Consider the following 13337-nt stretch of genomic DNA (forward strand, 5'->3'; position numbering starts at 1 on the left):
TCCCAAATGGAGATGACTACCGGAACGCGCGGTAGTCGGACGGCTCGGCGCCCTCGCGAACTGCGGAAACGGCGGCGAAGAGGAAGTCGCGGCGGACCTTCTTGTCGCCGAGCTCACGGCCGGAGACGGACAAACGGATAGTGTTGCCGCGCTCGGCACCTCGCTCGGCGGCGCGGATGATGTTGCGGCGCCACCACTTCGCGGCGCCATAACCCTCGCCGACGGAAAGATTTCGACACTGGACGAAATCGTCGTGGTCGAGGCGGTAAATACCGCGCTCGGAAACCGCGAGGGCGAAGTCGAATTCGTCGAGGACCTCTAAGGTACCGTCGGAAAGCCGCCAGCGCGGAGGCGCGAACATGTCGAGATCGAAGCCCAGGGCCTCCATCTGGCGGGTGGCGCCTTTGAGGCGCAGGCGCGCTTCGTGTTCCTCGAGCGTGGCGAATTCGGAGCGGCGGCCCTGCACCGGCTGGTCGAAACCGTTGAGGAGCAGCGCCCGCTCGCCGCGCTGCTCCAGCAGCCAGCTGCGGGTTTTCTTGTCCTTCGCCAGGTGCCACTTCTTATCGATGTGCGGCGCGACCAGCAGCGATACCGGAATTTCCTCGCGGTCGAGCTCGCGGACGAGGCTTGTGACGTTGTCCAGCGTTGCGTCGAAAATCGAGGAGATCGAAACGAGCAAGCGGCCGGGCATACGGAACATTGTCGCACAGCCGGCCGCACACCGCTGGGTGAAGCCAAACTACTCCCGGCCGACCCCAGCCGCGTCGAGCACCCACGCGTACTCGAACGCCGTCTGCTTCCACTTGGCGTAGCGGCCGGACACGCCGCCGTGGCCGGCGGACATCTCCGTCTTCAGCAGGAAAGGCCCGCCGCCGGCCACCTCGCGCAGCTTGGCCACCCACTTGGCGGGCTCGACGTAGAGGACGCGGGTGTCGTTGAGCGAGGTCACGGCGAGGATCGGCGGGTACTGCTGCGCCACCACGTTCTCGTAGGGGGCGTACTTGGTCATGTAGTCGTAAACCTCGGCGTCGTGGTACGGGTCGCCCCACTCCTCCCATTCGCCGACGGTGAGCGGCAGCTCGGGCATGAGGATCGAAGTCAGCGGGTCCACAAACGGCACGACCGCGAGGATGCCGGCGAACTTCTCCGGCGCCATGTTGGCAACGGCGCCCATGAGGAGGCCGCCGGCGGAGCCGCCCTCGGCGACCATCTGGCCGTAAGTGGTCAACCCGGCCTCGACGACGGTATCGGCGCAGGCGATGAAGTCGGTGAAGGTGTTGCGCTTGTGCAGCATCTTGCCAAGGTCGTACCATGTGCGGCCCATCTCGCCGCCGCCGCGCACGTGGGCGCACGCCCACACCATGCCGCGGTCCAGCAGCGACAGCCGCGCAACCGAGAACGCCGGATCGATCGACGCCTCGTAGGAGCCGTATCCGTACAGCAGCAGCGGCGCCGGCCCCTCCGCCGCAGCGCCGCCAACCCGCCGGACCACCGAGATAGGCACCTCGACGCCGTCCTCGGCCGTGGCCCACAGACGGAACGCCTCGTACTCGCTCGGGTCGTAGCCGCCCTGCACTTCCTGTTCCTTGAGGAGGGTGAACTCAGACGTCGATACGCGATAGTCCAATACCTGCCCAGGCTGCGTGAACGAGGTGTAGCCGATGCGCACCACCGGCGCGTCCCACTCCGGGTTGCCGGCGAGCGACGCGGTGTAGAGCTCCTCGTCGAACTCCAGCTCGCGCAGCGGCGCGAACCCCTCCGCCACCGCGAGCCGCGAAATGCCCTCGCGGCGGTAGCTCACGAACATGAAGTCGCGGTAGGTGTCCACACCTTCCACGCGCATCGTGTCCGAATGCGGCACGAGCTGCTTCAAATCGCGCAGGGCAGGGAGCGTATCGACGATCGGACACACACCAACCGCAAAATTCGCCCCCAACGCGTTGTGGGTGACCACCCAGTACTCCTCGCCGTCCACCACGGCGTAATCCGGGTGGTACTCCACGCCGGACTCGCGGGGCCAGAGGATCTCGAAGTCGGCGGTCGGCTCGGCGAGCGGGGCGACGCGATACTCCGAGGTCAGCGGGCTGGCGGCGACGATGTACAGGTACTGCTCGGCGCGGTCGGCGCCGATGGCGACGTTGAAGCGCTCGTCATCTTCCTGGTACACCAGCACGTCCTCGTCCTGCGCGGTGCCCACGCGGTGGCGCCACACTTGGTGCGGGCGCCACGCATCGTCGACGCGCAGGTAGAACAAGTACTCCTCGCCCGCCCAGACGGCGCCGTAGAAGAGGCCGGTCAAATGATCGTCGAGAAGCTCGCCCGTGTCCAGGTTCTTGATGCGCAGCTCGAATCGCTCGTCGCCGACCGTGTCCGTGGAGTACGCGAGCAGGCGGCCGCTCGTTGCGACGGACGAAGCACCCATCGCGAAGAATTCGTGGCCGTCGGCGAGGATATTAGCGTCGATAAGCACCTGCTCCCCTGACATGTCCTCGGTGACCTCGGGCGGGGTCCACGGGTCGCCCGCGACGGGCACGCGGCAGGAGATGCCGTAGCTCTGGCCCTCCTGCGTGCGGCCGTAGTACCACCAATCGCCCTGGCGCTGCGGGACGGACATGTCCGTCTCCTTCACGCGCGACTTGATCTCGCCGTACACCGCCTCCGTGAGCGGCGCGAGGCCGGCGGTCATCGCGTCGGTGTAGGCGTTCTCCGCCTCCAAATGCGCGATGACCTCCGCGTTTTCCTTTTCGCGCAGCCACTCGTAGTTGTCCGCGAACTCGCGGCCGTGGAACGAGCGGGTGATCGGGGCTTTGCGTGCGACGGGCGGTTGAGGTGCAGACATACCGCCCGAGTTTACGCCCCCGGCCAGTCGGCGAAACGCTTGCCGGAGAGGCGCTCGTAGGCCTCGATGTAGCGGTCGCGCGTCGCTTCGACCACGGAGCCCGGCAGCTCCGGCGGCTGCGTGCCCTCGGCCGGATCCCACTCCGCCTTCGGGCCGGTCAGCCAGTTGCGCACGTACTGCTTATCGAAGCTCGGCTGCACCTTGCCTTCCTCGTAGGAATCCGCCGGCCAGTAGCGGGACGAATCGGGGGTGAGGACTTCGTCGGCAAGCACGACCGTTCCGTCGGCGTCGATGCCGAACTCCAGCTTCGTGTCCGCGAGGATGATGCCGCAGCTCTCCGCGTGCGCGGCGGCCGCGCTGTACACCTCAAGGGTGAGGTCGCGCAGCTCCTCCGCCAGCTCCGTGCCGATCTTGCTCGCCATGTGCTCGAACGTCACGTTCTCGTCGTGATCGCCCTGCTCAGCCTTCGTCGCCGGCGTGAAAATGGGCTCCGGCAGGCGCGACGCCTCCGTCAGCCCCTCCGGCAGCGCGACGCCGCACACCTTGCCGCGCTGGTCGTACTCCTTCTTGCCCGAACCGGTGAGGTACCCGCGCGCCACGCACTCGAAAGGCACCATATCCAGGCGCTTCACTACCATCGCGCGGCCGAGCACCTCCTCAGGGATGCGCGGATCATCGATCGGGCCCGCCAGGTGATTCGGCACATCCAGCAGGTCGAAGAAGAACATCGACGTCGCCGTCAGGATCCGCCCCTTATCCGGAATCGCCGGCTCCAGGCTGAAATCGAACGCCGAGATCCGGTCACTCGCCACCATCAGCAGCGTGTCCTTGTCCACCTGGTAAATCTCGCGGACTTTCCCGCCGGACAGATGCTTGTAGTCAGAGAGGTCTGCACGCATGCGGGTTAGTATATTCGCCATGCGCCGCGCTGCTTGGGTCCTCCCGTTGACACTGCTCCTCGGGGCGTGCGCTGCGCCCGCCCCACTCAGCGTGCCGACGCCTGTCGGCCCCGCCGCCGTTGCCCTCGGCTTCGGGGAGACCGCCGACGTGGTGACCGCCGACCACCAGTTCAACGTCCCCGTCACGTGGCAGGTCACCGTTTCAGAGCCCTCGCTTATCGACGCCTCCCCCACCTACCCCGAAGTCCACTGCTACCCCGTCCGCCTCGCCCCCGTCGAGGTCGGCGACTTCGACGTCGACGTCACCGTCCCGGTGCCCGTGTTCGAGCCGGTTGTTGTTGACGAGGTGGGTGGCGCCAGCGGCGGTGGCGCCGGCGCTTCGGGCGGCAGCGAGGATAGCGCCGCCGCCGAGCTGCCCCCGCAACTGCGCGCCAACACCATTCCCGACCCCTCCATGTGCGGCGACCTCACCACCCCCACCGGATACACCCCTGACCTGCGGGAAATGGCCGCAGCCGGCGAGGCTTTCGACACTTACGTCGCCAGCTGGTCCGGCCTCTACGGCGTCCCCGCCAACGCCGTCCGCCTTACCGCCCCGTTCCCCGCCGCCGAAGACACCGTCGTCGTCTGGTCGGAGTAGGGCGACGGCGTCGCTCAGAAAGATTCTGCAGACAAATGTAGCGACCTGGGGATTTGCCGGTCGAATGAAAGATTCTGTCGACAAATGTAGCGACCTGGGGTTTTGCCGGCAACGGCGACCAGGGCAAACAGCCCTCAAGGACAACCGGCGCCCCCGCCCGGAACTACAAAATCTCGCCGGGCTGGTACGCAGCGGCGTCGGGGTACTTGGCCACCAGCTCGTCGATGCGGGCGCACACGCGCGTGACCTGGGATTCGGCGGCGCCGATGAAGGCGTGGCGGTCGGCAAGCGCGGCCTCCAGCTCGGCGGCGCCGAGGGGCAACCGATCGTCGGCAGCCAAACGCTCCACGAGGTTCTGCTCGGTGCCGCGTTCGCGCATGTCAAGCGCCATGGCAACGGCGTTCTCCTTGATCACCTCGTGCGCGGTCTCGCGGCCGACGCCGGCGCGCACCGAAGCCATCAGAATGCGGGTCGTCGCAAGGAACGGCAGGTAGCGGTCGAGCTCCCTATTGATCATGGCGGGGAAGGCCCCGAACTCGTCCAGCACGGTGAGGAAGGTTTCGAGCATGCCGTCGATGGCAAAGCAGGCGTCGGGAAGCGCGACGCGCCGCACCACGGAACAGAACACATCGCCCTCGTTCCACTGCTGGCCGGCGAGGTCGGCGACCATGGTGAGGTAGCCGCGGAGGATGACCTGGAAGCCGCCGACGCGCTCGCAGGAGCGGGCGTTCATCTTGTGCGGCATCGCGGAGGAGCCGACCTGGCCCTCCTTGAAGCCTTCGGTGACAGTCTCGTTGCCGGCCATGAGGCGGATCGTCGTGGCCAACGAGGACGGGCCGGCGCCGAGCTGCACCAACGCCGACAGAACGTCGAAGTCGAGCGAGCGCGGGTACACCTGGCCGACGGAGTCGAAGACGCGGTCGAAACCGAGGTGGTGCGCGATCGCGGCCTCCAGCTCGGTGAGTTTCTCCTCGTCGCCGCCCATCAGGTCGAGCATGTCCTGCGCGGTGCCCATCGGGCCCTTGATGCCGCGCAGCGGGTAGCGTGCGATCAGTTCCTCGATGCGCTCGACGGCGATGAGCATTTCGTCGGCGGCCGTCGCGAAGCGTTTGCCCAGCGTCGTCGCCTGCGCGGCGACGTTGTGGCTGCGGCCGGCCATGACCAGCTCCTGGTACTCGGCGGCGCGGTTGCCGATCGCCTTCAGCGTCGCCACCGCCTTCCCGCGCACGAGCTCCAGCGAACGCAGCAGCTGCAGCTGCTCGACGTTCTCAGTCAGATCGCGCGAGGTCATGCCCTTGTGGATCTCCTCGTGCCCCGCCAGCGCGTTGAATTCCTCGATGCGCGCCTTCACGTCGTGGCGCGTCACCGCCTCTCGACGCGCAATGCTCGCCAGATCGACCTGCTCAATCACGCGCTCGTAATCCTCGATCGCGCCCGCCGGAATCTCCACGCCCAGATCCTGCTGCGCGCGCATCACGGCGATCCACAGCTGCCGCTCGAGGATGATCTTGTGCTCGGCGCTCCACAGCGTCGCCATCTCCGGCGACGCGTAGCGGTTGGACAGGACGTTGGAATTCTTGGGTTTCGAGGTCATGCCCCCAATTATCGCACGGCGCTTTCCGCTTTCCGACGTTCGCTTTCCGACGTTTCCTTCCCCGCCCCCGCCGGAACACAGTTTGTCCGTTTTGAAATGGAGCAAATTGTGGATTCCGCAGTTTTATGTGTGGGTCGCGCACATAGATCCGCGGAATCCACAATGTGTCGCATTGCGTTTCGGACTACTCGCCTTCCGCAGAGGTGTCCCCCGCAGAAGTGTCTCCGGCGGAAGTGTCTCCGGCGGAAGTGTCCTCTGCGGGGACGACGGCGATCGCGCCTTCGATGGCCGGGCGCGCGATGTCCTTGCGGTAGAAGGAACCGGGCAGCTCGATCTGCTCGATCACCGAGTACGCGGCAGCGACGGCGGCCTCGAGAGTCTCGCCGTGGCCGAGGACGTTCAACACGCGGCCACCTGCGGAAACGTAGTCGCCGTCCTCGTTGCGGCCGGTGCCGGCGTGGAGGACGCGGGTCGGATCGTCGAGGAGCGCGGCGCCGCCGGCGGCGCCGCCGCTCGCGCCGTCGCCCGCAGAAATCACGTCACCGGTCTTGGGCCCGGCCGGGTAGCCGGACGAGGCCAGCACCACGGTCGCGGCGAAGCCCGGCTTCCAGGCGAGCGACGGCAAGGAAGAGAGGGTGCCGGTGGCGGTGGCGAATAAAGCGTCGGCAAGCGAAGGCCCCGAAGGATCGAGCATGGAGAGGACGGGCTGGGTTTCGGGGTCGCCGAAGCGGGCGTTGAACTCGACGACGGCCGGGCCGAACGGACCCCACGCGGCGCCGACGTAGAGGAGGCCCTGGTAGGGGATGCCGCGGGCAACCATCTCGCGCGCGACGGGCTCGGCGATCTCGGCGACAATGCGCTCTACGCCGTCGTCGGGAAGCCACGGCAGCGGGCAGTACGCGCCCATGCCGCCGGTGTTCGGGCCTTCGTCGTTGTCGTAGGCGCGCTTGTGGTCCTGCGCGGGCAGGAGCGGGACGACGGTTTCGCCGTCGACGAGGCAGAAGAGGGAGACCTCGGGGCCTTCGAGGAAGGACTCGAAAAGCACGGGGTTGCCGGCGGCGAGGACAGCCTCGGCGTGAGCCTTCGCGGCCTCGCGGTCCGGGGTGACCACGACGCCCTTGCCGCCGGCGAGGCCGTCGTCCTTGACCACGTAGGTGGGTCCGTACTCGTCCAGCGCGGCCTCCAGCGCGGCCTCGAGCGCAGCCGCCGCGTCGGCCGCGCCAGAACCCGGCGCGACCTGCGTCGCCGACGCCGTCAGCACACCCGCGGCCGCCATGACGTCCTTCGCAAACGCCTTGGAGCCCTCCAGCTGCGCGGCGGCCTGAGACGGCCCAAAGACCGCCACGCCGGCCTCGCGCAGCGCGTCGGAAACGCCCGCGACCAGCGGGATCTCGGGACCGATCACCACGAACTCGGCGTCCACCTCGCGCGCCAAAGCGACGACGCTTGCGGGATCTTGGACGTCGACGGGGCGGACGTCGGCAAGCGAATGCATCCCGGCGTTGCCCGGTGCAACCGTGAGTTCGTGGCCAGCCAGCCCGTGAAGCAGGGCGTGTTCGCGGCCGCCCGAACCGATGACGAGGATGCGCATGGGTCCGAGATTACAGGTAGCGTCGGCGTACATGAGCACCGTCTTCAGCAAGATCATCGCCGGCGAGATCCCCGGCCGCTTCGTGTACCGCGACGAGACCGTCGCCGCGTTCCTCACCATCGAGCCGGTGGCGTACGGCCACACGCTGATCGTGCCGGTGGAGGAAGTGGACAAGTGGACCGACCTCGCGCCGGAACTGTGGGCGCGCATGAACGAGGTTGCGCAGGCTGTCGGCCAGGCGATTGTCGAGGAGTTCGACTGCGAGCGCGCCGGCTACCTCATCGCGGGCTTCGAGGTGCCGCACGCGCACATCCACGTCTTCCCGGCCGACGACATGAGCGGCTACGACCTCTCCAGCGCCATGCGTGCCGATGCCACCGATCCAGCCAAGATGGACCAGGCCGCCGCTACGCTTCAGGCGGCAGTGGCAGCGAAATTGTAAACGTCGAGCCCTCGCCCGGCGCGGTCTGCACCGAAATGGTGCCGTCGTGCTGCTCGACGAGGGATTTCGTAATCGCCAGGCCCAAGCCGGAGCCGCCGCCGTTGGCGCGGTGGCGGGAGGTGTCGGCGCGGTAGAAGCGCTCGAAGATGTGCGCCGCGTCGTCCGGGTTCATGCCGATGCCGTTGTCGGCGACGTCGATGAACAGGCGGTCCAGGTTGTCGCGCAGCGTGATGGTCACCTCCGCCTCCTCGCCCGCGTGCTTGAACGCGTTCGAGATGAGGTTGAGCAGCACCTGGTGGAGGCGGTCCGGGTCGCCGTCGACAACCGGGGGGCGGGTGCAGTCGTGGTTGATGTGGATCACACGGCCCGGGAACGCAGCGCGCGCCGAGCTGGCCGCGTTCGCCGCGAGCTCCAGCATGTCCACCTGCCGCATGTCCAGGCGGGTGCCCTCGGCGCGGGTCAGCGCCAGCAGGTCCTCGACGAGCAGCTGCATGCGCGCCGACTCCTGCTCGATCTTGCTTAAGACCATGTCCGCGTCCGGCGCCATGCCGGAGCGGTACAACTCGGCGTACCCGCGTATCGACGTCAGCGGCGTACGCAACTCGTGCGACGCATCACCCACGAAGCGGCGCATCTGCTCCTCTTTGCTCTGCGCCTCAGCGGCGGTGTCCTGCAGCTGCGTGACCATGGTGTTCACCGCGTAGGAGAGCTTGCCCACCTCCGTGTCGCGCGGCCAGGCGGGGACGCGGCGGTTCTGGTCGCCGGAGGCAATCGCCAGCGCCGTTGACTCCACCTCGCGCAGCGGCGCCAGCGAGCGCCGCACCAGCTCCCGGCCCACCACCACGATGCCCAGGGTGGCCAACGCGCCGATCGCTGCCTCGGTCAAGGCGAGGCCGGTGAGCATGCGTCGTTCAGCGTCGAGCTTCTTCGCCACCAGCTTGACGGTGCCGTTGTCTTCCTGGTGCGCCATCGCGCGCCACTGGCGGTTCACCTCGCTGCCCTCGACCGAGCCGATCGTCTGCGCCTTGTCGTAGGCCTTCAACTGCGACCAATCCGGCGGGGATGTCGACGGCGTCGGCGCCCAGGGGGTGTCGTGGCCGGGCACCATGATGCTCTGGTAGAACTCGCTGGGCGCGCCGTAGACCGGCAGCCACACCGTCTGGCCCACCCAGGTCTCCAGGCCCTCCTCGAGCTGGTCATCCGCACGCTGGTACAGAATTTGCTGCATGAGGAAGTAGACGATGGTGAAGCTGAGCAGCATCGCCAGCGACGCCACCGCCACCACCAGCGCAACCAGGCGTTTCTGCAGCGGGGTGGTCACGCGGTAGTGCCGCGCAGAAATCGGGTACCGCACTCAAAGCCTCCCCGGCCCGGTTACTGACGCGGCGTACGCAGCACGTACCCCACACCGCGCACCGTGTGGATCAGCTGCTGCTCGCCCTGATCCACCTTCCTGCGCAGGTAGGAGATGTAGGACTCCACCACGTTGCCGTCGCCGCCGAAGTCGTAGTGCCACACGTTGTCCAGGATCTTCGCCTTGCTCACCACAACCTCCGCGTTGAGCATGAGGTAGCGCAGCAGGTTGAACTCCGTCGGCGACAGGTCGACGATCTTGCCGGCCTTGGTCACCTCGTGCGTCTCGTCGTTCAGCGTGAGGTCCGCGTAGCGAAGCGTCGAATCCTCATTCGCGCCCTCCGTCACGTTGCCGCGGCGCAGGATCACGCGCAGACGCGTAATCACCTCTTCCAGGCTGAACGGCTTGGTCACGTAATCGTCCGCGCCGATGGTCAGGCCGTGGATGCGGTCCTCCACAGCGTCCTTTGCGGTGAGGAACAGCACCGGGCCGTCGAGGCCCTCGGAGCGCAGCTTGCCCAGCAGCTCGAAGCCATCCATCTCCGGCATCATCACGTCCAGGATGTACGCGTCCGGCTTGAACGTGCGCGCCAGCTCCAGCGCCTCCTGCCCGGAATTCACGCTCTCCACCTCGAAGCCCTGGAATTTCAGGCTCACCGTCAGCAGCTCGACGATGTTCGGCTCATCATCAACTACCAGCACCTTCACGCCCTGGTTATCGGCCATGTCGCATCCTTTCCCGCGCAAACTTCGCAAACACGCTCATTCAACACCCGCGCGCTGAACGTTTCCTGTACGCCCACTGTACGCGCGGACACAACTTCAGGGCTTTTTGCTTTACGACGTTCATTTCCCCCGCCCCCCGGGCATTTCCCCCGCCCCGGGAAGCGACAAACCCTTCGCGCTAATGCGCTACATTTTGGTTTTTCTCCACATAGATGTGCGATGCACACATAGTTCCCGAAAAACCAAAGTGTGGCGCATTTAAGAAAAAGAGAACGTGAGCTGGAGACGAGACTTGAACTCGCAACCTACGGTTTACAAGACCGTTGCGCTACCGATTGCGCCACTCCAGCACCGCACCGGCGAATTCACCGCCAATGCTCTGCAAAAGCCTACACACACCCGCCAGCTGCGCGAAACACCGCCAATCCCTTAGGGTTTGTGGGGTGGAGAGGGAGAGTATCCGAACGTCGGCAAGCTGGAGCGAGCGGCTGCGCGCGGCGCTGCACCCGAGTGCGCGCCAGAACGTGGCAACGATTGATGAGGCGCGCACGTCTCCCCCGCCGTCCGTGCTCGCGCCGGTGGATCTCACGGATCCGGCGCAGGTCGCGGCGGTGATGCAGATCGGCGCGCGCATCGGCGAGATTCTCATCGCGAACGGCACGACGAGCTCGGACGCGATCGCGCAGATCCGCACCGTGACGTCGTCGTACGGCCTGCACTACTGCCACGTGGACATCACGGTGAACACGATCACGATGAACGCGATCATCGGCACGGACCGCCGCACGCCGGTGACGGTGTTCCGCGTGGTCACGATGATGAGCGAGAACTACCACAAGCTGCAGGAAGCCGACCGCCTGATCCGCGGCATCCGCGGCGGCGAGGTGCGCCCGGAGCGCGCAGAGCAGATTCTCGACGAGATCGAGAACGCCCCCATCCCCTACCGCAACACCCGCTTCCTCGGCGGCTGGGCGCTGATGGGCGCGTCGGTGGCGATTCTGCTCGGCGGCGACTTGCTCATGTCGCTGATCGGCGGCCTCACCGCGTTCCTCATCATGGGCTTCAACAAGGTGCTCTCGCGCAATTCGCTGCCGTACTTCTTCCACTGCGTGCTCGGCGGCTTCCTGGCGACGATCCCGGCCGCCATCTTCTACGACTTCTCCGCCTCGATCGGCCGCACGATCGTGCCCAGCCAGGTCATCGCGTCGGGCATCGTCGTCCTGCTCGCAGGCCTCACGCTGGTGCAATCGCTTCTCGACGGCGTCACCGGCTCCCCCGTCACCGCCTCAGCCCGCTTCTTCAACACCGCGCTGAACACGGGCGGCATCGTCGCCGGCGTGGCCATGGGCCTCTTCGTCTCCGACCTTTTCGGCGTCGGCCTCCCACCCGTCGAGACGATGCCCGGCAAACCCAGCCTCGATTCCGTGATCTGGCGCATCCTCGGCAGCGCCACGGCCGCCGCCGCCTTCGCCGTGACCTGCTTCGCCGAACGCGCCGCCATCGCGGTGAGTTTCATCACCGCCGCCGCCGGTTCCGCGATCTACTACGTCTTCCTCATCCCCTTCGGCACCGACCGCTTCATGGCCACCGCCGCGTGCGCCCTCGTCGTGGGCCTCGCCGGCGGCCTCATCGCGCGCCGCTTCGGCATCAGCCCCGTGATCACAGCCGTCGCCGGCGTCACGCCCTTCCTCCCCGGCTCCGGCGTCTACCGCGGCATGTACGCCGTGATGAACGAGCAGATGGTCGTGGGCCTCACCAACATCTTCTCCGCCATCGCCACCTGCATGGCGCTCGCCGGCGGCGTGGTCTTCGGCGAGTGGATCGCCCGCCGCATCCGCGCCCCGCAGCTGTACATGCCGTATCGCGCACTCCGCCGCGTCGGCCGCTTCACCTTCCAGCAACTCCGCCGCCCCCGTAAGCGCTAAACTTGCTTTCCGACGTTCGTTTTTTCCACCAGGAGGAACCCTAAGTGCCACCCAAGATCACCGACTCCCGCCCGGCCCACGACGCCATCATTGAGATGGAGGAGCAAACGGCCTCCGGCGCGCGGCGGATCGTGGCCACCTACGCCGAGGACTTCCACGACGGCGTGACGCTCATGTCCATGCTGGGCGTCGAGCCCAAGGGCTTCGTGTACAAGAACTACAACGAGCAGCGCGAGGCCGCGCTTGCCGACGGCGCCGACTCCGCCGCCGACGCTACCGGCTCCGGTGCGGGTTCCGGCGCGGGCGCTTCTGGCCGCTCCGGCGCCGCGAAGAAGACGACCAAGAAGGCGACGAAGAAGACCACCAAGAAGGCGACCAAGACCGCCACGAAGTCCACCGCCAAGAAGGCCACGAAGAAGACGACCAAGAAGGCCACCAAGACCGCGGCGAAGTCGACCGCCAAGAAGGCGACAAAGAAGGCCGCCAAGAAGACCACGGCCAAGAAGACCGCGAAGAAGACCACCACCACCACCACCGAGAGCTAGGCCCGGTCTCCTGCCCCGCCTCGCCCATGCGCCGCCCGTTCCGCTCCCCGCTCGCCCTGGCCGTTGCCGCCCCGTTGCTGCTCGGCCCGACCCTCGCGTCCTGCGGCGCCGAGCCCCCGACGTGGCAGGTTGTCGCCGTCTATACCGACCCCGCCCTCCCCGGCGACCTGCCTCTCGACGCCGCCGGCAAAGCAAACGTGCAGGTCAAACAACGCGGCGACACCCTCGACTTCACCGGCACCACCCCCTGCGCCACACTGACCGGCCAGGCCACGGTCGGCGGCGCCACCGGGCCGGCCGCTGATGCGCCGGACGCCGCCACGTCCCTCGCCCTCACCTCGATCACCTTCGACGCGCCCGGCGACACCTGCGTCGGCGGCGCCCGCCACACCCACGACCAGCTCACCGAGCTGCTTCAACCCGGGGCGACCTTCGAAGTCCGCTCGCTTTCCGACACCGAGCGCCTCCTCATCACCACCCCCACCGCCCCGGCCACCCCGGCCGGCACATCCGCGGACGTCTTGGTCGACCCGCCGAGCATCCGCCTCATGCGCCTCTAGCGCCTCAACGGTCCCACCGGCAGCCGGGCCCACGGCAGCCAGTCTCGATCCGGTGCCCCCCAGATTGCATGCCCCCATAGTCAGACCCCAATTATGGCCCCGGCGGTGTCATGTGGTGAATGCGCCACCTGACCGGGAGGTTGTTGTGGGTCGACGTTCGACGCCTATGCATGTGCGCCAGGCTGCGCTGGCCAGGGTTGAAGCGGGTGAGGGGGTGTATGCC

Annotated in this window: 12 protein-coding genes and 1 tRNA gene; 5 read left to right on the forward strand and 8 right to left on the reverse strand. The window is 67.2% G+C overall.

Annotated elements, in window-relative coordinates; translation table 11 throughout:
• Positions 1 to 16 precede the first annotated feature (16 nt).
• From M5J20_RS09570 to M5J20_RS09580, 3 genes are read right to left on the reverse strand one after another with little or no spacing between them, the layout of a single operon-like run.
• Positions 17 to 691 carry a DUF2334 domain-containing protein gene (locus tag M5J20_RS09570; RefSeq protein WP_253579022.1) on the reverse strand — a complete coding sequence of 225 codons (675 nt, stop codon included), beginning with the start codon at positions 689 to 691 and terminating at the stop codon, positions 17 to 19.
• 48 nt (positions 692 to 739) lie between these two features.
• A complete protein-coding gene (locus tag M5J20_RS09575; RefSeq protein WP_253579024.1) occupies positions 740 to 2839 on the reverse strand; it encodes a S9 family peptidase in 2100 nt (699 codons plus the stop codon).
• An 11-nt stretch (positions 2840 to 2850) separates the two neighbouring features.
• A complete protein-coding gene (locus M5J20_RS09580; protein WP_253579026.1) occupies positions 2851 to 3738 on the reverse strand; it encodes a phosphoribosylaminoimidazolesuccinocarboxamide synthase in 888 nt (295 codons plus the stop codon).
• Positions 3739 to 3757: 19 nt separating this feature from the next.
• Between M5J20_RS09580 and M5J20_RS09585 the strand changes: the two genes are divergently transcribed.
• Positions 3758 to 4378 (forward strand): hypothetical protein, encoded by a 621-nt coding sequence (locus M5J20_RS09585; protein WP_253579028.1) that lies wholly within the window; start codon positions 3758 to 3760, stop codon positions 4376 to 4378.
• Between the two features lie 163 nt (positions 4379 to 4541).
• Here M5J20_RS09585 and purB read toward each other — a convergent pair whose 3' ends face one another.
• Entirely contained in the window at positions 4542 to 5972 is a 1431-nt protein-coding gene (purB, locus tag M5J20_RS09590) for an adenylosuccinate lyase (protein WP_253579030.1), read from the reverse strand.
• A 184-nt stretch (positions 5973 to 6156) separates the two neighbouring features.
• Entirely contained in the window at positions 6157 to 7563 is a 1407-nt protein-coding gene (purD, locus tag M5J20_RS09595; protein WP_253579032.1) for a phosphoribosylamine--glycine ligase, read from the reverse strand.
• Positions 7564 to 7594: 31 nt separating this feature from the next.
• On the opposite strand from purD, the gene M5J20_RS09600 reads away from it, so the two are divergent.
• Positions 7595 to 8005 carry an HIT family protein gene (locus M5J20_RS09600; protein WP_253579035.1) on the forward strand — a complete coding sequence of 137 codons (411 nt, stop codon included), beginning with the start codon at positions 7595 to 7597 and terminating at the stop codon, positions 8003 to 8005.
• Here M5J20_RS09600 and M5J20_RS09605 read toward each other — a convergent pair.
• The 3 genes from M5J20_RS09605 to M5J20_RS09615 all read right to left on the reverse strand — a co-directional run bounded on the left by M5J20_RS09605 (position 7971) and on the right by M5J20_RS09615 (position 10434).
• Entirely contained in the window at positions 7971 to 9266 is a 1296-nt protein-coding gene (locus tag M5J20_RS09605) for a sensor histidine kinase (protein WP_256478246.1), read from the reverse strand. The two genes, M5J20_RS09600 and M5J20_RS09605, sit on opposite strands and share 35 nt — an antisense overlap.
• Positions 9267 to 9379: 113 nt before the next feature.
• Positions 9380 to 10084 (reverse strand): response regulator transcription factor, encoded by a 705-nt coding sequence (locus tag M5J20_RS09610; protein WP_253579039.1) that lies wholly within the window; start codon positions 10082 to 10084, stop codon positions 9380 to 9382.
• Between the two features lie 277 nt (positions 10085 to 10361).
• Positions 10362 to 10434: transfer RNA gene (locus M5J20_RS09615), tRNA-Thr, on the reverse strand.
• A gap of 93 nt (positions 10435 to 10527) precedes the next feature.
• Between M5J20_RS09615 and thrE the strand changes: the two genes are divergently transcribed.
• The 3 genes from thrE to M5J20_RS09630 are packed head-to-tail and all read left to right on the forward strand — an operon-like array spanning position 10528 to position 13114.
• Positions 10528 to 12009, forward strand: a complete 1482-nt coding sequence (gene thrE / locus M5J20_RS09620) for a threonine/serine exporter ThrE (protein ID WP_253579041.1) — start codon at positions 10528 to 10530, stop codon at positions 12007 to 12009.
• Between the two features lie 44 nt (positions 12010 to 12053).
• The gene (locus M5J20_RS09625) at positions 12054 to 12554 is read left to right on the forward strand and encodes a histone (protein WP_253579043.1); all 501 of its coding nucleotides are present in this window, start codon (positions 12054 to 12056) and stop codon (positions 12552 to 12554) included.
• Positions 12555 to 12580: 26 nt separating this feature from the next.
• Entirely contained in the window at positions 12581 to 13114 is a 534-nt protein-coding gene (locus tag M5J20_RS09630; RefSeq protein ID WP_253579045.1) for a hypothetical protein, read from the forward strand.
• The last annotated feature ends 223 nt before the right edge of the window (positions 13115 to 13337 follow it).

Source organism: Corynebacterium stercoris (assembly GCF_024160105.1).
In the GTDB taxonomy this organism is placed as follows: domain Bacteria; phylum Actinomycetota; class Actinomycetes; order Mycobacteriales; family Mycobacteriaceae; genus Corynebacterium; species Corynebacterium stercoris.

What these genes read in the sequence shown, in the direction of transcription:
- purB (WP_253579030.1), bottom strand. Translation starts at nt 5,972, where the DNA reads ATGACCTCGAAACCCAAGAATTCCAACGTCCTGTCCAACCGCTACGCG.
- M5J20_RS09600 (WP_253579035.1), top strand. Translation starts at nt 7,595, where the DNA reads ATGAGCACCGTCTTCAGCAAGATCATCGCCGGCGAGATCCCCGGCCGC.
- M5J20_RS09605 (WP_256478246.1), bottom strand. Translation starts at nt 9,266, where the DNA reads ATGCTGCTCAGCTTCACCATCGTCTACTTCCTCATGCAGCAAATTCTG.
- M5J20_RS09610 (WP_253579039.1), bottom strand. Translation starts at nt 10,084, where the DNA reads ATGGCCGATAACCAGGGCGTGAAGGTGCTGGTAGTTGATGATGAGCCG.
- M5J20_RS09570 (WP_253579022.1), bottom strand. Translation starts at nt 691, where the DNA reads ATGCCCGGCCGCTTGCTCGTTTCGATCTCCTCGATTTTCGACGCAACG.
- M5J20_RS09575 (WP_253579024.1), bottom strand. Translation starts at nt 2,839, where the DNA reads ATGTCTGCACCTCAACCGCCCGTCGCACGCAAAGCCCCGATCACCCGC.
- M5J20_RS09585 (WP_253579028.1), top strand. Translation starts at nt 3,758, where the DNA reads ATGCGCCGCGCTGCTTGGGTCCTCCCGTTGACACTGCTCCTCGGGGCG.
- M5J20_RS09580 (WP_253579026.1), bottom strand. Translation starts at nt 3,738, where the DNA reads ATGCGTGCAGACCTCTCTGACTACAAGCATCTGTCCGGCGGGAAAGTC.
- purD (WP_253579032.1), bottom strand. Translation starts at nt 7,563, where the DNA reads ATGCGCATCCTCGTCATCGGTTCGGGCGGCCGCGAACACGCCCTGCTT.
- M5J20_RS09630 (WP_253579045.1), top strand. Translation starts at nt 12,581, where the DNA reads ATGCGCCGCCCGTTCCGCTCCCCGCTCGCCCTGGCCGTTGCCGCCCCG.